This window comes from Rhizobium sp. YTUHZ045 (assembly GCF_051124255.1).
In the GTDB taxonomy this organism is placed as follows: Bacteria; Pseudomonadota; Alphaproteobacteria; order Rhizobiales; family Rhizobiaceae; genus Rhizobium.
Genome location: NZ_CP101433.1, coordinates 553,350 through 574,929, shown reverse-complemented (window position 1 = coordinate 574,929; position 21,580 = coordinate 553,350). Strand labels below are relative to the sequence as shown.

21 protein-coding genes and 1 pseudogene are annotated in these 21,580 nt (G+C 56.5%); 12 read left to right on the top strand and 10 right to left on the bottom strand.

Features of this window, described 5'->3' with window-relative positions; translation table 11 throughout:
• Window positions 1–217: 217 nt before the first annotated feature.
• A complete protein-coding gene (locus tag NMA58_RS24965; RefSeq protein WP_434713565.1) occupies window positions 218–1,708 on the top strand; it encodes an FAD-dependent oxidoreductase in 1,491 nt (496 codons plus the stop codon).
• A gap of 316 nt (window positions 1,709–2,024) precedes the next feature.
• Here the strand turns inward: NMA58_RS24965 and NMA58_RS24960 are convergent.
• A pseudogene (locus NMA58_RS24960) lies at window positions 2,025–2,457 on the bottom strand (BON domain-containing protein).
• Window positions 2,458–2,883: 426 nt separating this feature from the next.
• Here NMA58_RS24960 and ctaD point away from each other — a divergent pair.
• Window positions 2,884–4,479 (top strand): cytochrome c oxidase subunit I, encoded by a 1,596-nt coding sequence (gene ctaD / locus NMA58_RS24955; RefSeq protein WP_434713564.1) that lies wholly within the window; start codon window positions 2,884–2,886, stop codon window positions 4,477–4,479.
• Window positions 4,480–4,883: 404 nt separating this feature from the next.
• Here ctaD and NMA58_RS24950 read toward each other — a convergent pair whose 3' ends face one another.
• Together NMA58_RS24950 and NMA58_RS24945 are read right to left on the bottom strand one after the other, a co-directional pair.
• Window positions 4,884–6,434 (bottom strand): vitamin K epoxide reductase family protein, encoded by a 1,551-nt coding sequence (locus NMA58_RS24950; RefSeq protein ID WP_434713562.1) that lies wholly within the window; start codon window positions 6,432–6,434, stop codon window positions 4,884–4,886.
• An 88-nt stretch (window positions 6,435–6,522) separates the two neighbouring features.
• Window positions 6,523–7,383 (bottom strand): NAD-dependent epimerase/dehydratase family protein, encoded by an 861-nt coding sequence (locus NMA58_RS24945; RefSeq protein WP_434714381.1) that lies wholly within the window; start codon window positions 7,381–7,383, stop codon window positions 6,523–6,525.
• 536 nt (window positions 7,384–7,919) lie between these two features.
• On the opposite strand from NMA58_RS24945, the gene NMA58_RS24940 reads away from it, so the two are divergent.
• A complete protein-coding gene (locus NMA58_RS24940) occupies window positions 7,920–8,540 on the top strand; it encodes a uracil-DNA glycosylase family protein (protein ID WP_434714379.1) in 621 nt (206 codons plus the stop codon).
• Between the two features lie 384 nt (window positions 8,541–8,924).
• Here the strand turns inward: NMA58_RS24940 and NMA58_RS24935 are convergent, their stop codons facing one another.
• On the bottom strand, window positions 8,925–9,746 hold the full coding sequence (locus NMA58_RS24935; protein WP_434713560.1) for a universal stress protein: 822 nt from the start codon (window positions 9,744–9,746) through the stop codon (window positions 8,925–8,927).
• A 338-nt stretch (window positions 9,747–10,084) separates the two neighbouring features.
• Window positions 10,085–10,741 carry a fructose-6-phosphate aldolase gene (gene fsa / locus NMA58_RS24930; RefSeq protein ID WP_434713559.1) on the bottom strand — a complete coding sequence of 219 codons (657 nt, stop codon included), beginning with the start codon at window positions 10,739–10,741 and terminating at the stop codon, window positions 10,085–10,087.
• A 134-nt stretch (window positions 10,742–10,875) separates the two neighbouring features.
• Here fsa and NMA58_RS24925 point away from each other — a divergent pair, with 134 nt between their 5' ends.
• From NMA58_RS24925 to NMA58_RS24910, 4 genes are all read left to right on the top strand, one after another.
• Window positions 10,876–11,244, top strand: a complete 369-nt coding sequence (locus NMA58_RS24925) for a DUF488 domain-containing protein (RefSeq protein ID WP_434713558.1) — start codon at window positions 10,876–10,878, stop codon at window positions 11,242–11,244.
• A gap of 498 nt (window positions 11,245–11,742) precedes the next feature.
• Window positions 11,743–12,099, top strand: a complete 357-nt coding sequence (locus NMA58_RS24920) for a hypothetical protein (RefSeq protein ID WP_434713557.1) — start codon at window positions 11,743–11,745, stop codon at window positions 12,097–12,099.
• 436 nt (window positions 12,100–12,535) lie between these two features.
• Complete coding sequence (locus NMA58_RS24915) at window positions 12,536–12,835, top strand: hypothetical protein (protein ID WP_434713556.1); 300 nt, start codon at window positions 12,536–12,538, stop codon at window positions 12,833–12,835.
• 129 nt (window positions 12,836–12,964) lie between these two features.
• On the top strand, window positions 12,965–13,570 hold the full coding sequence (locus NMA58_RS24910) for a Tim44/TimA family putative adaptor protein (RefSeq protein ID WP_434713555.1): 606 nt from the start codon (window positions 12,965–12,967) through the stop codon (window positions 13,568–13,570).
• A 26-nt stretch (window positions 13,571–13,596) separates the two neighbouring features.
• Here NMA58_RS24910 and metB read toward each other — a convergent pair whose 3' ends face one another.
• From metB to NMA58_RS24890, 4 genes are all read right to left on the bottom strand, one after another.
• On the bottom strand, window positions 13,597–14,754 hold the full coding sequence (gene metB, locus NMA58_RS24905) for a cystathionine gamma-synthase (RefSeq protein ID WP_434713554.1): 1,158 nt from the start codon (window positions 14,752–14,754) through the stop codon (window positions 13,597–13,599).
• 365 nt (window positions 14,755–15,119) lie between these two features.
• Window positions 15,120–15,452: a hypothetical protein gene (locus NMA58_RS24900; protein WP_434713552.1), complete on the bottom strand. Its 333-nt coding sequence runs from the start codon at window positions 15,450–15,452 to the stop codon at window positions 15,120–15,122.
• A 617-nt stretch (window positions 15,453–16,069) separates the two neighbouring features.
• Complete coding sequence (locus NMA58_RS24895; protein ID WP_025418249.1) at window positions 16,070–16,336, bottom strand: hypothetical protein; 267 nt, start codon at window positions 16,334–16,336, stop codon at window positions 16,070–16,072.
• Between the two features lie 63 nt (window positions 16,337–16,399).
• On the bottom strand, window positions 16,400–16,681 hold the full coding sequence (locus NMA58_RS24890) for a DUF6522 family protein (protein WP_434713551.1): 282 nt from the start codon (window positions 16,679–16,681) through the stop codon (window positions 16,400–16,402).
• Between the two features lie 233 nt (window positions 16,682–16,914).
• Here NMA58_RS24890 and NMA58_RS24885 point away from each other — a divergent pair, with 233 nt between their 5' ends.
• The 5 genes from NMA58_RS24885 to NMA58_RS24865 all read left to right on the top strand — a co-directional run bounded on the left by NMA58_RS24885 (window position 16,915) and on the right by NMA58_RS24865 (window position 20,739).
• Complete coding sequence (locus NMA58_RS24885; protein ID WP_434713550.1) at window positions 16,915–17,376, top strand: MarR family winged helix-turn-helix transcriptional regulator; 462 nt, start codon at window positions 16,915–16,917, stop codon at window positions 17,374–17,376.
• Window positions 17,377–17,650: 274 nt separating this feature from the next.
• Entirely contained in the window at window positions 17,651–18,088 is a 438-nt protein-coding gene (locus NMA58_RS24880) for an invasion associated locus B family protein (protein WP_434713549.1), read from the top strand.
• A 504-nt stretch (window positions 18,089–18,592) separates the two neighbouring features.
• Window positions 18,593–19,177: an SH3 domain-containing protein gene (locus NMA58_RS24875; protein WP_434713548.1), complete on the top strand. Its 585-nt coding sequence runs from the start codon at window positions 18,593–18,595 to the stop codon at window positions 19,175–19,177.
• Window positions 19,178–19,491: 314 nt separating this feature from the next.
• Window positions 19,492–19,938, top strand: a complete 447-nt coding sequence (locus tag NMA58_RS24870; RefSeq protein ID WP_434714377.1) for a MarR family winged helix-turn-helix transcriptional regulator — start codon at window positions 19,492–19,494, stop codon at window positions 19,936–19,938.
• A gap of 384 nt (window positions 19,939–20,322) precedes the next feature.
• A complete protein-coding gene (locus tag NMA58_RS24865; protein ID WP_434713547.1) occupies window positions 20,323–20,739 on the top strand; it encodes a hypothetical protein in 417 nt (138 codons plus the stop codon).
• Between the two features lie 511 nt (window positions 20,740–21,250).
• On the opposite strand, the gene NMA58_RS24860 is transcribed toward NMA58_RS24865, so the two are convergent.
• Window positions 21,251–21,487: a hypothetical protein gene (locus NMA58_RS24860; RefSeq protein WP_434713545.1), complete on the bottom strand. Its 237-nt coding sequence runs from the start codon at window positions 21,485–21,487 to the stop codon at window positions 21,251–21,253.
• Window positions 21,488–21,580: the final 93 nt, after the last annotated feature.

Sequence of the window (21,580 nt, the reverse complement as noted above, 5' to 3'; positions counted from 1 at the left end):
ACGCCTCGTGTGCCAGGAGCATGTCAGTGACGAGAGAAAGGCGTCATCGGTGGCGTTTCCTTTGGGCAGGGCTACGAATTTGAATGAACGAGCGCATTGGCTGGACGCCGCGATTTACATCGCGCCCTGCAGCCGGTGTAGCCATGTCAGTAAGAGGCCGTTATGAGCTCCGACGCAAATAAATCCCAAAAAATTTGACTTCGGCATTGGCATCCCGATGAGCCAACTTGCCGACGGCAGCATGCTCGCCGGCCGTGTCGGCGACAAGCATGTTTTGCTTGCGCGCCGGGGGGAGGAAATATTCGCCGTGGGGTCGGTGTGCACTCACTACGGCGCGCCTTTGGATGGCGGGCTCATGGTGGAGGATACAGTTCGCTGCCCTTGGCATCATGCGTGCTTCAGCCTTCGCACCGGAGAGGCGCTCCGCGCACCAGCTTTTTCACCAATCCCGTGTTATGATGTCGAGCAGACCGATGGCCACATAAGGGTTCGGGCGCGACGCGGCCCAGTAGCGCGCCGGTCGCTTCCAGCCAGTGACGGTCTACCACGGTCAATTGTGATCGTCGGCGGCGGCGCTGCCGGCCACGCGGCCGCCGAAACCCTGCGAAATGAGGGCTACGACGGGCGTGTGACGATGCTGAGCGCCGATGAGGCAGGTCCTTATGACCGACCCAATCTATCGAAGGGCTATCTCTCGGGGACTGCGACCGAAAGTACGATCCCGTTGCGCTCACCTGAATTCTACCGGGCTCAGGACATCGATCTCGAGCTTCGGGCGCAGGTGAGCGTGTTAGATACAAAGGCGCGGCACGTCGAACTCAAAGACGGGACGCGACATGCCTACGACGCCCTCCTGCTGGCCACAGGGGCAGATCCGGTGCGGTTAAACGCCGGTGACGGACGCCCTCCTGTCCACCATTTACGAACGCTTGCGGACGCCCACGCCCTGACGGCGGACGCAGTGGAGTCCCGCCGGGCCGTGGTGCTCGGCGCGGGCTTTATTGGTCTCGAAGTCACCGCCTCCCTCCGCGCTCGGGGTGTCGAGGTGCATGTCGTCGGGCCCGGAGCCATCCCCATGCAACGGGTTCTCGGGGACGACCTCGGACGGCACATCCAAGCGCTTCATGAAAGCCATGGCGTAACCTTCCACCTCGGCACGACGGCAGCCGCGATCGGCGCGAATGGCGTCATGCTGAAGAATGGCGAGGTTCTCCGAGCCGACTTTGTCGTCGCAGGAATCGGTGTGCGCCCGAGCCTAACATTGGCTCGGCAGGCCGGGCTGAAGCTCGATCGCGGAGTAATGGTCGATACCTACCTGGAGACCAGTATCCCGAGGATTTTCGCCGCCGGCGACATCGCCCGATGGCCCGACCGACTTACCGGCGAGAACTTTCGAGTGGAGCATTGGGTGGTTGCCGAGCGCCAAGGTCAGACCGCTGCCCGCAACATGCTTGGTAAACGCCAACGATTTGATTGCGTACCGTTCTTTTGGACAGAACAGTACGATCTCAGTCTGGCCTACGTCGGTCATGCTGAACAATGGGACGAGACGGAGATCGACGGGAACTTGGCACAAAATGACTGCACGATCACCTATCGACGCGGCGGCGAGAAAGTGGCCGCCGCATTTATTCATCGGGATTTGGCTGGAGTTCGCGCCGAACTTGAGTTCGAGCAGGCGATGGCCGATCGGACGTTACCCACGTAGGGGATGACAGGAGATAGGAACTAAAAAATGCTGCGGCACGCGACATCAAACGTTGGGACCTTCGCTGGAGACAGTCGCTTTTAGCAGCATTGTGCTGTCCCCTAGACCCGCGGCAGCGGCTCATCATCATCATCTCTGGCGCGACCGGCAACCTGGGGATGGATGGCGTGACGCTAAAGCAGATATCCGTCTGATGAGGATGCTAACGTCGGTGATACAGAAGAAGCCAAAATATGCGTCCCAATCAAAATCCGACCCAGGACGGAAGAGGATAGAGAAGCGGACCGGTCCGCTCCCCTTTTGCATCCAGTTTGGCTCAGGCTACTGTGATCCGATCTACCACTAGGTTCACGCCCGGTGCTGACCATGCCGCATGTTCGGCTGCAGTGCGTTCCGACCAAAGGTTGACACGGCCCTCAAGCGTTACCTGGCCGTCCAGCACATTTACCTTGATCGCGGCTGCCTCAATTTCGCGCGATTTCGTCGTCGGCGGTTTTATTGGTGCCGAACGGCCGAACTTCAACCTCCTGGGCAATACCCGTAACGCCCTTCACGCGGCGTACGACATCCTCAACCCTGGTTTTCTGAAGGTATGTGGCAACATGCCCGGTCAATTCCACGATGCCGTTCTCGACGGCTACGCCGATGTTCGCCGCATCAACGCTCGGTTCGAAGTCGAGTTCGTCGATGATATCCTGTCTCAATTGCGGTCGTTCATGATAGTCGCCTTTCTTCGTCCCGTGATGCATCGGATCCCTCGCTGGTGCCAATCGAGGCGGCCGGCATTGGGTTTTCAACATGTGTGCAGCCAGGATCGAGATGCACAGCCGCTCTGGCGGCTCGAACTATATGGCGACCTGGATCTATGTGACAAATGAATTTGATTATGATTTCAATACAATATTCCTGATGTTCCCAACGGCATGCAAAGTAGAAGTGCCGACGCGACGGCAGCTCGCGATCCATTTCAATGCAATAATATTGTAGTTATTCTGCATTTAATCGCGTTTGCTTTCTAGTTTTGGTGCTGCCAAGCTCAAGTGCCCGATATCAACTGCGCTCCAATCGGAACGAGCAGTGTCCGGCGATAGAGCATCTATCCGAAGACGCACATTGCGGAATGAAACGTCCTGGATCGTGCGTCGTCGGCGTGCTTGAAAAGCAGGAAGCAAACCATGTCCAACCCAGCGCCAGTCTTGGATCATCACAAGCCCCTGTTTCTCGTTAGGTGGTTTTTCTCGACCAACCACAAGGATATCGGGACGCTCTACCTGTTATTTTCGATCATGGCTGGCGTTCTTGGTACCGCACTTTCGGTGTTGATCCGCATGGAGCTTCAGAAACCGGGCCTGCAGCTATTTGACGATCCGGGTGTCTACAACGTTGTCGTCAGCGCCCACGGGCTGGTCATGATCTTTTTCGTCCTGATGCCGGCGCTTATCGGAGGTTTCGGCAATTGGATGGTGCCAATCATGATCGGCGCGCCGGACATGGCTTTTCCACGCTTGAACAATGTCTCGTTTTGGCTGCTAGTGGCATCGTTTATCCTTTTCATCACCTCAATATTCGTTCCAGGAGCGCCCGGCACGTTCGGCCATGGCGGCGGCTGGACGCTTTATCCACCCTATTCGACGGACGGCCAGCCCGGGCCTGCGGTCGATCTCGTCATCCTGTCGATCCACCTTTCAGGAGCCTCCTCGATTCTCGGCGCGATCAACTTCATCACGACCATCCTCAATATGCGTGCGCCTGGCATGACGCTGCACAAGATGCCTTTGTTCGCCTGGTCGATGCTGGTGACGGCCTTCATGCTTCTCATATCCCTGCCGGTGCTGGCAGGTGCGATCACAATGCTTCTGACCGACCGCAATTTCGGGACGACCTTCTTCGCGCCGTCCGGCGGCGGAGATCCGATCCTCTACCAACATCTGTTCTGGTTCTTCGGCCATCCCGAGGTCTACATCATGATCCTGCCTGGTTTCGGGATCATCAGCCATGTCATTTCGACGTTCGCCAGGAAGCCGATCTTCGGGTATCTCGGCATGGCCTATGCAATGGTGGCGATTGGCGCAATCGGCTTTGTTGTCTGGGCTCATCATATGTATACGTCTGGCCTATCCATGGACACCCAGCGCTATTTCGCCTTCGCCTCGATGGTCATCGCTGTTCCGACTGGCGTTAAGGTGTTTTCATGGCTCGCAACCATGTGGGGCGGATCGATCGATTTCAAGACACCCATGCTCTGGGCTCTCGGCTTCGTTCTACTCTTCACGATCGGAGGCGTCACCGGGATCATGGTTGCGAGCCCCGGCATCGATCGCATGTTTCACGACACTTACTTCGTGGTCGCTCACTTTCACTATGTGCTGTCGCTGGGTGCCGTCTTCGCTATTTTCGCCGGCTTTTATTACTGGTTCCCGAAGATGACGGGTTACATGTATAGCGAAACGCTCAGCACGCTGCATTTTTGGCTGACATTGATAGGCGTCAATCTCGCCTTCTTCCCCCAGCATTTTCTCGGTTTGGCTGGCATGCCGCGACGCTACGCCGACTATCCCGACGCATTCGAGGGTTGGAATTTCGTGTCGTCGATCGGGTCGTATATTTCGACGGTCGGCCTTATTGTCTTCTTTATCACGGTCGCGGAGGCTTTCAGTCGAAAACGTCAGGCAGGGGCTAGTCCATGGGGCGAAGGGGCAACCACGCTCGAGTGGCAGTTGTCGTCGCCGCCGCCTTTCCATCAATGGGACCGGTTGCCGCGCATTCTCTAACTGGTCTCTATCCAATGGAGCTCGCTTATTCTCACTCGTTATTCGGCCGGCCGCAATGAACGCGCGGTGATCGTCCTCTTAAAATTCCGTAACATGGCACGCGTGCTCGCGATCAGCCAAGCGGCGGCCATATCGCGATTCAACGCGCCCATCAGCGCAAACAGGCTCTTCCTCGAGCATCTGCTTCCGCTCGGCAACCTCACACCAAGTCGGAGACCTTCCGAAACGATCGTCGCCTTTAACCTCGTCCGGTCAGCGCCGGTGCACCTCACGGCCAGGCTTCCTGGTCGTGAGGACCTCCAATGCAGTCTCCAGGGAGAAACTCCCGCTGCTTGGCGCTCCTTTTCTGGAAAATCTCATACGGTGTCTGGCACCGCAAGCAGCGACTGCTAAGCAGGCCCTACTCAACGGGGATTCCAATTCCCATAACACTCCCTTATTGAAGTTCGACGCACGCTGAGCAAGATCAAGGCGGCCCCGGCAGCGATGCTCGCGAGGGTACCAACAAGGCTCGCTTCAAAGACGAACGGCGTGATGAATAGTGCGCACCCAAGAAGCACGTTCAGGTACCGAGCGGGCCGCGCGACTTCCGCGGCCGCGATCGAAACTACGGTCAGAACTAGCGCGCCGATCACATGGTCTGCATTCGCCATCTTCCCTTCGGCACCCAGCGTCAGGCGCGTGAAAAGCAAGAACAGGCCGATTAACGCAGAAAGAGCCAGATCCCATGGGAGACTGACACCGCCTCCAATGATGCTCTGTAACACGGCCCCCGGCGAGCGGTCGAACTCGTCCTGGAAGGGTTGACCCGCCCCGCTCTCCGGCACCTCGTCGGTGTCGCCAAAAAGGAACACGCGCAGCCAGTTCCGGCCCACCTTAATCCGGCGGCGCATGAATTGCAGCGTCGCCAGCAGTTCGTCGAGCGAATAGGGAATCTGCACAAGGACTGCCGCCGCCCCGATCAGCGCGATGGTGCTCCACGTGCCGATGACGATGGGCTGAATGATAATGAAGACGATCGAAGTGACGCCGAGCGGTGCGATCATCAGTCCGAACAGCACAACCAGCCACGGCATCGTACGCCACCGCATACGCGAGCCGACGATGCCAATGAGAATTTCGAGCATATAAACGTACCCCCCAACGGCTGCGTCGGAGACTGGCCAGGCTTTCGAGACCGAGGATGTGATAATTTCCTCGGTGCCGTTTTGCGGATCAGAGGGCTCGCCAGCAAAGAAAGGATCCCATACCTCCGGGATGTAGCCGAGCTGGTAATCGGCGAGATATCGCGAAACATAGAGGCCAATCAGGGCCAGCGCGATGATGGGCAGGCGCTGCGTCCAGGCCGAGGGGTTGTAGCTCCACCCAGGGGGGACTTCCGGACCGGTCAGCGCAGCCACCGCCGAAGGACCTGGCTCGGGTTTGGTGCAGACGGCAAAGCCGAAGATCAGCGCCCCGACGAGCGTGTCGGAGAGATACGCTGTGGCGTTCGCGGTCGAAAACAGGAACGGAATAGCCATGACCAAAGCGCCGATGCCGGCGCAGAGCCAGCGCGCGCATGGCGCGCGCCAGGACAACGCCAGCACGGCGCAGACGATGAGCGCGACGCCAAGTGCCATTTCGCTCCTGCGCAGAAGCGGCTCGGAAACATCTATCAACGGCGACTGCGTAAGAAGCCAGGTGCCGAGGCCGATATTGACGAAATGCGCCCAGCGGCTTGCGCCGTGCTCGGCTTTGATCTGTGCTTTGCGCTGAGCCCTCAAAAGTTCGGCGTTTTTTCCGGCACTCGCGGCCTCGCCGAACCACGCTGGAGGTGCAACGCGATTGGCGTCATACCAGTCGGCTGGGTCCGCCTTGAGCGTAGCGATGAGCCGGGGCAGTTCGTCTGTAAACCGATGTCGCGGCTCCCAGCCAAGCAGGTCGCGCGCGCATAATGTCGAGAGCGTAGTGGTCATCGGCCATGCCAATCATGAACGGCTTGATGAATGGTTCCTCACCCTGATCGATGAGATCCGGTATCAGGGGCTCCAGCCTACCTTGCATCTACGCGCCCGCGGCAGCTAAGAACTTCGGCAACCGCAGTGTTGGCCAATCGTCTTTGCCATGAAGATGATAACCAAGTTTGTCCTGGAGAGCATCGTAGCCAATCGCATCTGGCTCTCCGATCAGGATCGCAGTTTCCAGCGGCAACTGTGCGCGGCGCTCGACAGCGCGCCGGAAGGCGTCGACCATATCTTCGCGATGGAGCATTGATTGGCCAACAAGGGTGCTGCCGGAATAGAAATAGCTCTGGAGTTCCCGCTCGTAAATTCGTGCAATTTGGTTGGCCATCGTCGGCACCATTGTGCGCTCATCGTAAACACCTGCCAGCCGCAGAATGACGTATGGGATTTTTCCGTGCTCGACGCGGACCACTTCTTCGGCCGCCGCTTTTGATTTCGGGTATGCCCAGCGCGGATCAATCGGCTGGCGCTCGTCAATGCGCTCTCCGGGGCTGCACGGAGCGTGCACGAGCATGGTGCTTGCATAAACGAACTGCCCAACATCGAACCGTTGCAACGAGCGCAGAAGGCGACGAGTGCCTTCCACGTTGACGGATTGGTAACGCGGGTCGTCTTCGCCGGAAAAGTCAAAGGAGGCGATGAGATGGATGATGCTGGCGATGCGCCCGCCGAACATATCGCGGAATCTATCAAGTGCGAGCTCGACGGAAGCGTCAGATCTAATGTCGAATTCAAATACGGGGATGTCTGCATCATGTGCCATCCGATCGAGTGCAACGACGCGGTAGTCCGGACCAAGTGCTCTAGTGACCGAACGACCGAGGTTCCCGGTTCCGCCAGTAATGAGAACAACGGGCCGTGGAACCGAGACTGGTCTTGCAAATGTGGAAGCCGCTGACATCATGTTAAACCTTGATTTCCCCCCAGGCAAAGCTAAGTTGGCCTGACAACCGCGCCTTCAGCACGATCTGGAATCTGCCTGCCAGTCAGTGGTCTGCCACACGGGCAAAACCAGCCCGGTCGTGCGATGCGACTTTCTCGGACAGGAAGCACCTACAGTTTGACGAGCAGAACGGGATCGAATCCGATGGGCTGCGCTCCGACATAAGACGTCATTCGCTCAAGGACCTAGACCGAGCTTATGGCATCTGATCCCTCAACAAAAACGATATTAATTGGAATTTGAGTACACTAATCTCGTTGCTAAGACTCCCCACGAACCGTGGTTTTTGTCGCTTCGCCAAAGCTAAAGCGCGCAACCGGGCGTGGCGAACGGTCGCGCTGCGCTGGTGGCAGCTGGTCGACTCCAACCCGAGTTCCTACATTCTTCATTGGCCAACCTGCACCGATCAGTGGGTAGAGCCACAAGAGGACCGAGCGACGGTGGAGACTGCTGCAACTAAATTCGACCTGCGGGGCCGCGAAACACGCGCAGGGTTGGAAGAGGCGCAACTTGACGCGTTGCTTTCGAGAATCCGTGCGTGTCGGGCGTGTGCTTCGGAATTCGGCCACGAACCGCGCCCGGTGGTTCAGGTAACCACTGAGACGCGTCTCTTGATCGGCGGTCAGGCACCGGGACGGCGCGTGCATGAGAGCGGTCTTCCATTCGATGATCCCTCGGGCGATCGCTTGCGCCGGTGGCTTGGGTTGGATCGCAATGCGTTCTATACAGACCCGCGAATTTGCGTGGCCCCTATGGCTTTTTGCTTCCCAGGGTCCAATCCGAAAGGCGGCGACTACCCGCCGCCGCCGCGTTGCGCCGCGCTCTGGCGGCGGTCGCTCCTGGCGTGTCTTCCGAAAGTGGAACTGACGCTGCTTGTCGGCGGTTACGCTCAACGGTGGGCGTTGCAACACGCTTCGGGACGTTCGATGACCGCGACCGTCCTCGCATGGCGCGATCATGGTCCCGCTGTGATCCCGCTGCCTCATCCCTCGTGGCGCAGTACGGTCTGGCTGCGTCGCAACCCTTGGTACGAGGAGGAGCTGGTTCCTCATCTACGCAACCGGATTGCTGCCATATTGGGCGGCGCTGCTACCCCTCACCAGCCGGCGTCATGATGACTCTATCGAGAATTCGGTGGGTAGTCCTGGTCGGGTAGCCGCTTGGTCGCCGCTCACTAGGGTGAGCACTTGGCCGCGGTTGCAGAAGCCACGTGGCACGTCGTGTTGCGCTCGATCTTGCATCGAGGAGGCCAACGGCCCGTTGAATGCACCGTGCCTTTTGTACTCTGTATGAATCGCAATGATCGCGCCGTTGACGCGACCGGGCTCCGAGTTGCAGCTCACCCCATTCCCGACCTCCACCGCTTTGTCGTCGCTCTGCGCGGAATGTACTCACCCGGGGTGTTGGGCCGAGAAAACGATTTTGCCGAACCGAAACTCTCTGAACCCAGAACTTTTTCTGTCGTAACCTCGTGGTCGAGCACCCGCTTGCACAAGTGATCAATGCGACATGACCCGATTCAACCGGTCATTTTCGAGCAGCGAGCGGGTGGCTCCACCGAAAATCCACTCCCTCAACCTGCTGTGGCCGTAGCCGCCGGATATGATCAGGTCCGCATGCAATGCATCGGCCACATCGACGATCGCTCCACCGTCGGATCTTTCCGGAAATATCTCCGCCTTCGCCTTAACGCCGTGGCGGGAAAGGAAGGCGACAACATCGTTGAGGCTGTTCCAAATGGCATCGGTGGCTTTTTCGTTGATCGTAATGATACGAACCTCCTGAGCTATTTGCAGAAATGGCATGGCGTCGACAACAGCGCGCCTGGCTTCACGCGTATTCTTCCACCCAACAATGATTTTGTTGGGCCGGATACTTTTCTGATCGTTCGCGGCAACGAATACAGGTCGTCCGGCCTGAAGGATTAGATTACCCAGATCGGCGGAACGATGGACGTTGCCAGAAGTGGAACCCTTCGGTGAGGCTGTGACGATGAGATCGGCCGCACACGCCGCGTTGATCAGCAAACGGGTCGGATTGCCTACCGCGCCACGCCATTCCGTCTCCACCGTTGTGCCAGCCCGATCTTCGAGTTCCGCGCGAAGGTCCTCAATTCGTCGTTCGATGTTCTGATGCTGGAGCATCATGCTTTCACCTTCGAAAGTCGTCCCTCCTTCCATCACGATGGGCGGCGGAACATCGGCAGCCGAAAACCCAATCAACCGCGCATCGAACCGCCGAGCCATCTCGACGCCGAGTTTAATGACGGGGGCAACGATACCGTCGATGTTGAGATTGAGTAGGATTGACTTGTAGGTCATTTGACTTCCTCCGATCGAGCAATGAGCGCTGCGGGAAGAGTGAGGTGCAAAAGCAGGGGTACGTGTAGTCTTCCCTTTTCGGTAGCATGGCGCAAACGATTTTAATCGGTGGTTTCGTGCAATTTTTGTGTAGCAAACCGTGCCGCAGTTGACGGAAAACACCGTTTTGCGGCCGCGAGTATTAGACAAGGGGCACCTCCGATCATCGGCCGTCTCGAGCAGCGTGAGGCCCAAAGGAGGCAGCGATTTCCTCATCAATACACTCGGACGAGCTTTTGCGCGGGGATCACGTCGGCTGCGATGGTTGCTGATCTTGTCATCGATGCCATGTTGAGCGATCACAGGATCGCTTGCCCTGTCTTATCCCAGTCGGCGAGGAAGGATGCTAAACCCTTCTCTGTCAGGGGGTGTTTGGCGAGGTTTCTAAGCACCGCCGGCGGCACGGTCGCAATGTCTGCGCCAGCTATCGCGGCCTCCTTCACATGCAGAACCGTGCGAATTGAAGACGCCAGAATTTCCGTTTTCAGGGACTTGTCGTTGTCGTAAATCGTACGGATTTCTCGGACGACCTCCATGCCATTCAACCCTAGATCATCGAGCCTCCCAACGAATGGGGAAATGAAGGTCGCGCCCGCTTTGGCTGCAAGCAGCGCCTGGTTGGCTGAAAAGCAGAGGGTAACGTTGACCGTCAGCCCGCGCGTGCTGAGCGCGCGGCAAGCCCTGAATCCATCCCACGTAGATGGCACCTTGACGGCGACGTTGGCAGCAATACCCGCCAAGCGCTCTCCCTCCGCGATCATGCCGTCGACGTCTTTCGCCGTAACTTCCGCTGAAACCGGGCCGTCGATTACTTGGCAGATCTCCTTGATTACCTCCTTGAACGGTCGGCCGGTCTTTGCGATCAGCGAAGGGTTTGTGGTCACTCCGTCGACAAAGCCCGCCGCGGCGAGTTCGCTGATTTCAGCAGTATCGGCCGTATCGATGAAAAACTTCATTGTCCTTCTCCTCAATACCTCCATCAACTGATTGATGGAGTTCTTTATCCTGGTTCAGGGGCTGATATTACTCTCGCAGTCGCGATCACCCATCCTATATGTTTTAAAACAACGGACAGCGAGGATCGAAGTCGATGACCAAACAAATCTCCGAGAGAGTGAAATTGAAACGGGCATACGAGGCCCCGACCGCCGACGACGGTGTCCGCGTATTGGTTGACCGGCTGTGGCCGCGCGGGGTCAAGAAGTCCGAAGCGGCGATCGATCACTGGTTGAAGGAAATCGCGCCAAGCACCGATCTTCGGAAATGGTTCGGACATGATCCAGCCCGCTGGGTGGAATTCCGCCGGCGGTATATGGTGGAGATTGAAGAGCATCGCGACGAACTCGACCAATTGCGCGCGCTGATGGCGGAGGGCACGGTCACGCTCGTCTACTCGGCTCATGACGAGAAGCATAATGACGCCGTCGTCCTCGAGGAGATGCTGCTGAAACATCGATAACGTGATCATGCTCCGATTGTTTTCGTCTCGTCCGCGGCATCAAGGACCCCGCGGATTTTGCTAGGGATCACCAGCTGACTGACCTCAAGTGCAGTGAAAACTAGCTGATGAAGATCGAAGATTTTTGTCTCTCCGGCCGGTATACGCAAGCGTAAGCCCAGCCAATTGACTGCAAGCCTATCGTCTGCTCGGCAACAGACAAATGAATTAAAGCGCCAGTTTAGTGCAGTTTTTATGAGCTAAAACCGTTTCGCGCGCGAATGTCGCTAGTTCAGAGCCCCCCGGAAACATGTATTGACATTGCTCGTTGATCTGGGATTCTCGGCGCGAAGCAGATCTGGAAATGTGAACCGTCGGGTGCAGCCTTACGGTCCTTCGATGTCGGGCAACCCAGTTCTTAGGTGTCGGTCAGGGTCTTTTAAGACCAGTGCAACGTGGACTGTACCTGGCGACGATGGAGAGAATGTTTGGCGAAGCGAGCCCTCCTCCAGATCATCCTTGACCGCTACACGCTTTGCCGAGGTGGCGCTGACGTCCCCGGGATTCTTCTGGAAAGCTATCGTTCCCCGGTTCCGGCGTAGCGTGCGGAGGGCGGATATCGGCGTCTGTTTAGGACCCGCGCTGCATCGACTGGAGGAGAGAGACATCCATACCACTTTTGCTGGCGAACCACCTCCACGGAGCGCCGCAGCTATTCTCGAATGGAGGCAAGCAATGAATAAATCAACTGACGATGAGCCGGTAACAAAGCAAATAAACACCGAGGCCGATCAGGACAACAGTCTGTTGCCCATGTTGATATGGGGGCTTGTCATGATCGTCATCGGCGCGATCGTCGTAATGATGTTCGTTTAGCCATTCGCGATCGGACTGAACCGGCCGACAGTGCCACCGAATATTCGGCGTGTATTCCTGCATTCGCCAAGCGCGCGCCTAGCCGACACGCTCCATTTTTAATGCATTTTTTTTGTGGTTAATCCACAATTAGTTCCGTTTGCATATCATTTAGGAACAGGACAGATTGGTCATCGAAGGTTGGGCTGCGACGGTATGCGCCCATCCCGCAGCAATGCAACATGCCGTCACAAGCACGGCTATGAGCTGCTGTGCGCATCCGATCCTTTGGCGGAGAAATGTTCGGAGAACTGCCCACAGCAGGCGAACGATCGCCGTGCTCCAAACCGAAGAATGATGTCCTTGCAGCCAAAGACGTCATCGCAACAGATAATGATCTCAGTCCCGCCAAGACGATCATGATGGCTCTCATGTAGGAACAGGCAGGAGCGTACCAATGCCCACCGATTTCAATCAGAAAAGCGAAGCGCTGCATTCGGAAACGGGATGCCCAGCGCCGCAACACAGTAACTGCGATCTCGCGCTCGATCGCAAAACGGTTGATCAGTGGGAGATTTCAATCCGCTCGGAACGAGCCGATGCCTGGGTTCGCACAGAACTGGCTCAGCCGTTCGGTTATTGTCTGGGCGGAAGGATCACCGTTGATGTCTTGAGCGCGGATCGATTTATCAAAAGCGCACGGGCTCAGGGTTTTCGAATCGAGTTTGTGGGACCTGGCGGCAAAGATCTCCTGTAGGGGTGCAGCACGTGTCTCAGCGGTTCGACGACACTGGAATGGTTTTCCTCCTCTCCACGACCACGCCACCAGTTTCTTCGCTGCCGATCATTAAGTGAGAGGAGGCATCCAGACGTTGGAGGCAATCCCGTGACCGAGTCCATCAACCTCAATAATACTATCTACCTTGTTTCGTTGTTCCTGTTCTACTGGATGCTCGTGAACTTGGCTTCACAGAACTACAAAACGTCTAGCGATCTGAGCGAAACCAAAAAGCAACAATTGGCACTGCGGGATGCAGAAAGCACACCTTCGACCCGGTCGGCACTAAACGTATTGCACGATATCGATCCGGATTTCACCGCCGAAGACTTCCTGAGCTATGCAGCGAAGACCTATGAAATAGTGACTAAAGCCTTCATCGCTGGTGATCTTCAGACATTGCGTCCGTTGCTGGACGCCACTGTTCTTGTAACGTTCGAGCAGGAGATTGAAGCGCGCCAATCACGACGCGAGTTCTCGGAATTCATCCTGATCAGCGATCCCTCACCGACAATCTTGGGGGTCGCCGTTGAACCGGAGAGAGTCCAGGTGACAGTGCTGTTCTCCCCCGAAGTGGTCCATTTTACCCGATCGAGCGAGAATACGATCATTGACGGGGACCCGAAGAAGGTCGTTCAGGTTCATCACACCTGGATGCTCTCGCGGCAACTTTCCAATCCTGACCAGCCATGGCAGGTGCTGTCGACTGCCTAAAACCACGCGACGTTGAGGTCTAGCTTCTAGGCAATCAGTGACAGGCTCTGCGTAAGATCGTCAATCAGGTCCTCTTCAGCCTCCAGCCCAACGGACATTCTCAACAATCCATCCGTGATGCCTGCGAGTCTCCGTGTTTCGATACTCATCCCCGCATGTGTCATTGTTGACGGGTGCGCAACGAGGCTTTCGACGCCTCCCAACGATTCCGCAAGCGTGAAAATACCAAGCGACGCGACAAACGGTCGAACGGCCTCAATCCCACCTTTCAATTCAAAGCTTAGCATCGCACCCCAGCCTTTTTGCTGGCGCGCTGCGATGCCGTGTGTTGGATGAGAGGGCAAACCCGGGTAGTGGACCGCGGAGACAGCCGGATGCTGGGCGAGAAAATCTGCTATAACCAAGGCCGAGGACTGCTGCCGCTCAACCCGCGCAAACAGAGTTCGGACACCACGCAATGTTAGGTATGAATCAAATGGCGATCCCGTCGCGCCTGTTATGTTTGCCCAGGATCGTAGGGCCTCGACTTCAGACGGGTCGGAATCAACGATTGCGCCGCCGACCACGTCTGAATGCCCATTGAGATATTTCGTTGTCGAATGGACGACGTAGTCCGCTCCAAGGCCCAGGGGTTGCTGGAGCGCGGGAGAGAGAAACGTGTTGTCAACCACCACTTTGACGTTCCATCCGCCCGCCAGTTCGACTATCCCGCGGATGTCGACGACGCGCATGAGCGGGTTGCTAGGCGTCTCCACCCAAACTAGCGAAGGCTCTCGTTGAAACGCGCTTGTGAGAACAGCGCTATCGCTTTGGTCAACGAAGACGACATCCAACTGCTGGCGTTCCTTCAAGGCTGCGAGAAGACGGTAAGTTCCGCCATAACAATCATGTGGTGCGACCACGAGGCCACCGGCCGGCACGCGACTAAGAAGAAGATGGATGGCCGACATCCCCGTTGGCGTGACTACTGCGCCTGAACCGCCCTCCAGCTTAGCAAGCGTATCAGCGAGAATATCGCGCGTCGGATTGGAAGTCCGAGAATATTCATAATCCTGCGACTGCTCAAATTTTGAAAAGGCGAAATTACTGGACAGATAAAGAGGGGGCGTGACCGCGCCAAACGCTTTGTCTGCCGCAATGCCATTTGCAACCGCGATTGTCCGATCTGACTTCGCTCTTGCCATCTCTCGTTCCCATGCGTTTGAATTTTGGTGTCGCCGGCAGTTCGAAAGACCACCCGTATTTGAATGGCAAACACTTCCTTACGAGGCAGTCCGAGGGCGATCTTTCCGCGCTCTTGGATGCCCGCTCTTCCAATGACAATAACTCCGACAACAAGAACTACAAGATTTTTTACTTTTTGTGGCGACTCGTAAGCTGCAGGCGCTTGGGCAAAGAATGACGCGTCGGAAGGCATGCGATCTGGCAAAATGCCGGGAGCCGGGAGCCGACGCGTTATCAGAATCCTCAATGGACGGCTAAATCATTTACCCGAGTTCTCGGGTTCGCCAGCGGCCCAATAGGGCGAGCGCTTGACTGTCACTACCGCTCAGCCCCTCTCGTCACTTTCGCCCTCTTCGGTTTTCTCAAAGATCAACCAAGAGGTGCCCTTTGTTGCTATCCTGCTTCTGCGAGCGTCTTGAACCCGCTCTGCCTGTCGCTTGGTGTAAGGACCCATAGCTTGGGTCTTTTGTCCCCCGCGGCAAACTTGGCAGTACCACTCGTTGTTATCATCCGAATAGATATCCACCGTGGTTGCGGCCTTGTGTGGCTCGTGCTCGGCAATCTCGTCGACGAACTTTATTAACCGTGAGTAGTGCTTTGCAGGAGCAGATGGAGAAAGCACGACAGAATCGAAATCTTGCGAGGACAACATTGACATGGCTCATCTCCTTTTGCTTCACTGTGTTATGTCGCCAGCTAGTTCTCATTGCTGGGCCAGATCCGGCCGGTCGTGCTGATGAGTTCAAAAGCCAGTTGGGCATCTGCCTCGATATCACCAGATAGTTTGATGCCGTTATGCCTGTTAAGCAAATGAATTTGCTCGTCCATTGTCTCCAATTTTATTGGTGCGACGGTTGGAACCGTGCAACACGCTGGATCTGTTGCTACGGGTGAACAACTAGAGGCCTGGTGTGACTGCCGAGGTCGACCGAGCCCTTTTCCCGCTTAACCTTACTGCTGATCGTTTCGACCTTGACTGGCCGAAAACTTCGATTTGTCCTGAACGTTGACCCGTCCCCTTTGCGGCGGAGCTCGTAGGTGTTTGCAATGACCGGAGCATAGTCGCGCAACGCGTAGACGACCAGCAAGGCTGCCACGAACATTGTTGCCACGATGGTAAAAACCAAGCAGAGATATCGCGCCGCCGAAGCGCATCCGTCCGCGCCCCGCTTTTGCTGTTTTAAGTCGCGCTAAGTGGGACGTACAAGTGAGTTCGAGCAAGATTTCCGGCGTCGGCTGAAGCTTTTCTCCAGGCTTCCAACATCGACGTTATCATCACTTCGTTTCGGTAAGAGCAGCGGGCGGAACCTGGAAAATTATTTTTTGGGGCCGTTCTCCATCCTTTGTGACCAGCACAATGATGGTGCATCGACCGTCGTGAGGACGGATTGACAGGAGACGGGCATCGTTTTTTGCTAGAATTTCCTCTGCCGCTTCGCCGCAATCGACAGTTCTCGCCTGTGCCATTTCAATGCCCCATTGCGCCCTGCCCGGCGGGACAAAGGCCAGCGGGGCGGAAACCAAGGCCGCGATAATCATCATCTAGGAACCCCGACCCTGCCCGTTAACTGTAATCGGGTTCCAGCCGACACAAACGTCGATACACTATCTTGCACCGCGCCGCTCCCGTGAAAGTTTTCCTCGCAAATATCTGATTTCCTCATGCACTATCCGCTTGTCGCCTCCCACCAACGCATGCCAGACACGATTGCCAAATTGGCAGGTTAACTGCGTCAGACCTTCGTGCTCGTTCGACCCGGTTTCAACTCTGATCAGAATGAGGCCGAGACGCCGGTATTTTTGGAAGTCTTTGCCCCTCAGCCCAAATCTGTCTGCGACGTCGTCGATTTCCAAGACAAGGCTATTTGTCGTTGCGGCGGAAAACATCGGTACTTGCCCCTGAGGAATAGCTGCTGCCGGCGAGATATTTTGAGATGACTCGAGGCGCAGTCGCCCTCAAATTCCCTTCTTTCTCGTTGAAAATTGAGTCTATGAAGACCGGGCTACGGCACCTCCCAAGCGCAACGGCAAACCTCCCCAGGAACCCGACGCCCGCGGATCTGCTCAATCCCGACGTCGAAACTATATCATGCCGTGACATGAATAAAGGAATTTGTCGAGTGAGTTCCGTAGAAGCCGTCGCCGATCGTCCTGAACGGCCTATAAAAGAACCTGTCCTTGACGAGCGTGTATATGAGGGACTGGCGGGAATGAGGCTGGCAATGAGGCGCTTTCTCTCTTTCAGCGAAACCGCGCTATCTGCTGCACATGTGACCTCCCAGCAGTATCAAGCTCTGCTGGTCATCAAAGTTGGCTCGAAAATTACCATGGGAGCGCTGGCCGAACAGATGCTCCTGCAGCACAATGGAGCGGTTCAACTTGTGGACAGGCTGGCGGCGGCTGGCCTCGCCCAACGGATTGCCTCCTTAGAGGACAAACGCAGCGTATATGTGACTCTGACCTCGGAGGGAAAGGACCTGGTGGCATCGCTCGCGAAAGTCCATCTGGAGGGGATGCTTGCCAATGAGCCATTGCTGGCAGAATCCCTCGCATCGCTGCGCCAGCTGGCACAGCTCGGCTGAGGCTTCGCCGCGGGCAGTTCAGCTGAGTCCTCAGACATTGTTTCATGGTTGAGAGCCGCTACCGCCTACGCCTTGGCACGAGGCGCGAAACAATTGCCTCCTGCCGCTCAATGTGCGACCGTCACTTCAACAGGCCCCTAGTCACAATACGATCCACAAAATTCGCAACTGGCGTTAAGTTCTCGTTTACCGTTTCAGCCTTGGATGGCGCTGTCGCCCAGCCGGTTTGGCAAAGACCAGCGTCTTCGAAAATCATCGGCCGGAACAGCTAAACATGAAAATCGCCGTCTCTTTTTTTCTCATCACTACACTTACGACCTCCGCCGCCTTTGCCCAACCGAGTTTGGTCAAACAGGTCGAACACTGGAACGTGTTCTCATATTCCGAGGGTGGAAGGAACGTCTGTTATACCCTTGCCGCGCCGACTCAATCAGAGCCAACCAACGTCGACCATGGTAAAAACTACTTCATCGTCGGGCACGTAAGTCGCGACGAAGCGAAATACGAACCGCAGGCGCGTTTCGGATACCAACTGAGACCAGGAACTAAAATCGAGGTGCAGATCGGGGACAAAACCTTCTGGTTGTTCACGAAAGGCGACCGAGCCTGGATACAAAATGAAACACGCGGACCGGAGCTGCTTGATGCAATGCGCGCAGGCGCAGAAATGCTGGTCAAGGCGACCTCCCGGCGTGGGACTGACACAAGCTAGAGCTTCCCACTAGACGGGTTCACCGCTGCCTTTAAAGCTGTAACTGCCTGCCGATCTCGATAGCACTGCGTCGGGGCCGCACCAGCCGGAGGAGATGCCACTCTCGGTCGATGGACGCGCCGTTTGTTTGAGATTCACATCCATTCCGCGGAAATACGCTCGAAGACAATTTTGCAGATACTGTCTGCAAAATTACTGATCAGACCGCCGGCACGTCGACCGATAGGTCGGGAACCAGTCCGGCGGATTAATCCGGAGGCCTCACGTGATGTTTGCGTCCGAAGATCGTGCGTCTGACCGCTCATGCCTATGATTGACAGCAATCCGGATAGCCAAAATATCATGGTATGACATAACGAATTCGACGTCACTGCTCCTCGACAGACCGGTCAAGTTCGGACGCCGACCACGCCGCACCCGACCCTAATGCAGATACATCGCCAGAAAAACAAATGTTGCTCCGCAAGATAATCTTGAAATGCTTTCTCGCCATGACTGCTATCGTTGCGCCACATCATCTCGCTGAAGGCGAACCGTGCCCACATGAGGGTCGGTCCCTCCTTCGAAGACGGCGTGGAATGGGTGTACCTGGCGCAGAGCCTGCCTTTGGAGATCATCGAGGAATACGGCAATTGGCGGAAGGTTCGCGATTGCCACGGCATCTTCGGATGGATGCATCGGTTACTGCTCTCAAGCCGCCGCACCGCTGTTGTCGGTCCCTGGCTGAAAGACACGGTACCTTTGAGGACGCCGATGCGGAAAAATGGCACGATTCAGGCCAGACTTGAACCGAGGGTGCGGATCCAGCTTCTTTCATGCTCACTTTCCTGTGGCTTCGTCGAAAAGTCCTCTCTCTGGGGCGTTTATCCCAAAGAGGTCTTCGAACGAGGACGGGATGAGTGCTGTTTGCACTTGCAACTGGGTTACCATGCCGCAGGCATTTTCGGAAAAATCGCAAAACTTGCACCCCATGGACTCCTTGATCTAGACCGCAATTCGGGCCTATCTGGAGAAGAGGTTCACGGCATATATCGACGCTTGGATAGGATAATGGCCCCCAGGACCGGCGGCACATTCGCCGCGCAGTAAGTCCAATGCGACGATATCGGCGGGACCAAGTCAAGTGCGGCGGTGCTGCTTCTTAGATTCTCTCGGCTCATTCAGAGCATCCCAAAAATAAGCGTCGCCGCAAATGTGAAAACGGCGGCGGGAGAAAGCCCACCGTAAGCGGAGATGACACGTACTTGGACTCCATCTCCTTTTTTGTTTGCCCAAAATCAGGGTTTGTGATTGCTGCACTGTCGTTCGAATGACGGAGGTTAGCCCGCTTCTCTCGATGCGCCTTCACGCCTCCTGGCGCGGACCGAAATATCATCAACATAGTAAAAAGGGGCATTAGCTTGATGATTCGCGAAGAGCACGAAGAACCGGCAGAACTGGAGGAAGGCATCTATGAGGGGCTCGCAGGTGTCCGGCTTGCGATGCGCCGATTCCTGGCCTTCAGTGAGGCGACCCTGGCCGATGCGAAGGTCACATCGCAACAATATCAGGCAATGCTCGTTATCAAAACGAGCCCTGCCCGCCAGATCGCGGTCCGCGACTTGGCCGAACAGATGCTGATTCAACATAATGGCGCGGTACAGCTCGTCGATCGGCTTTCAGCCGCGGGGCTGGTGGCACGCATCCCGTCAACCGAGGACAAGCGAAGCGTACTCGTTGCTCTGACTTCGACGGGCGACCATGTTCTCGAGATGCTCGCAACAATCCATCTGCAGGGCATGCTGACCCATGAGCCGCTTCTGGCGGAGTCCCTCGCCCAACTTCGGCGTCTTGCCAGCTTGGATAAGTAGATTTCCGAGGCAGCTTCTGACGATGGCCTGAGATCGCGATTTCTCAATGTCGTGCTGTCAAAACAGCGGCCTCACCCGGAATGCTCTTGCGCGATCCCCTATCTGGTGACGGCGGACGCTTCCAATCTATCAACGTCACTATCCTGTAGCACCAGGCAACCCCGCCGGTAATCCGAGAGCGGTTGGTCGCGACGTGTTCCCGTACATCGTGGAATATGGCGGAACGATGGACCAGTTCGGCGCTGTGATCGTTAATGTCGCCCTTATCTGCCGCGTCACTCGTCACCGATCTCGCTGACGAGCTCACCATTTTTTGATAGCGGCATGATTGACCTGCGGGCGCGGATTTGTATCATGTAATGATATAAATTGGAGGAAACAGCAATGCCAAACAGCCAAGGCGGCTGGTCGGATTACCGGCCTTCCAAGACTCTATGGGCATGGTCCATTGTCGGTGCCTCGGCACTAACGATGGCGCTTGGTTTCACCTGGGGCGGATGGACGACGTCGGGAAGGGCAACAGTGATGACCGCCAATGCGGTTCGCGACGCGAAGGCAGATCTGGTCGCGGAAATCTGCGTCCATAACTTCATCACCGCGAACAACGCGCAGGAGAACCTCAAGGCTCTGCAGGCGAAGTCGTCATGGCAACGCGAGGATTTCATTGACGAAGGAGGCTGGGCAAAGATCGCAGGGATCGAGGGTACCATCACGGACGCGGCGGACGCCTGCGCCGACGAGCTCGTGAAACTGAAGGAGCTGCCGCTATCAGGAGGAGAGGCTGCAGTCACCGACAGCTAGCTTACAGGTCGGAAGTGTTGAGTTATTCGGTCCGCGCGAGGCCCGTCCGAAATGATTTCGGGCGGGCCATTGTTGGATGGAGCAGGGGCGGAGTTCGCCCGCCGCACCACATATGGCTCATGGGACATCCGCCGGATTTCATCGGGATGTAATTCCGGCCGCCTGACTCCGGGCTGCGGACAGTGCCCGTGGCGTCTAGAGCCGCTTGGCTCTTTTAACATCACTTCCAGATCGGCGTATCAACCCAGGGTCCGTTGCCGTTGCCTCGTCTGAAACATTGAAAATCGCGAACCTCACAAGACATCTTTTCAACCCCAGTTCGCTACCGCTTTTATGGCGTGCTAACGTCCGATGAGCGCCCGCGTGGGAGAGGAAGAGGAACGCGTGATAGCTTTCCGTGCCCACAACAACCAGCATACGCCGGCTTCCATCCCTCGGTCGGATCACTACCGATGACTGCAGAGCGGCAGATAACGAGCTTCTATAAACGGCCGAGGCGGACAAGCAGTCGTCAGTGGGAGCGATCGAAACTCTGATCGAGGCGCTGCATCCAACGCCGGAAATCGTTGGTTAGCAGAGCTAGATCGTAAACCCATTCGGCGCGTAGGAGCTCCAAACGACCCGCTCTTCTATCGTTGAGCAAGTCGTGAACCTTTTGCCTCAGATCGTCGAGTGTTTTATTCGCGGGGTAAGACTTCGCGCGACGCAATGTCGATCGATTTTCCATCGAGGCGCGCTCCTCAATCATCAATGTCCTCTTAATTGGTATTGTAATACGATATATTTCAAGACGAACGCCGCAATGGTGGCGGCCTGGCGGCAGCACATTGGCTGCGACGTT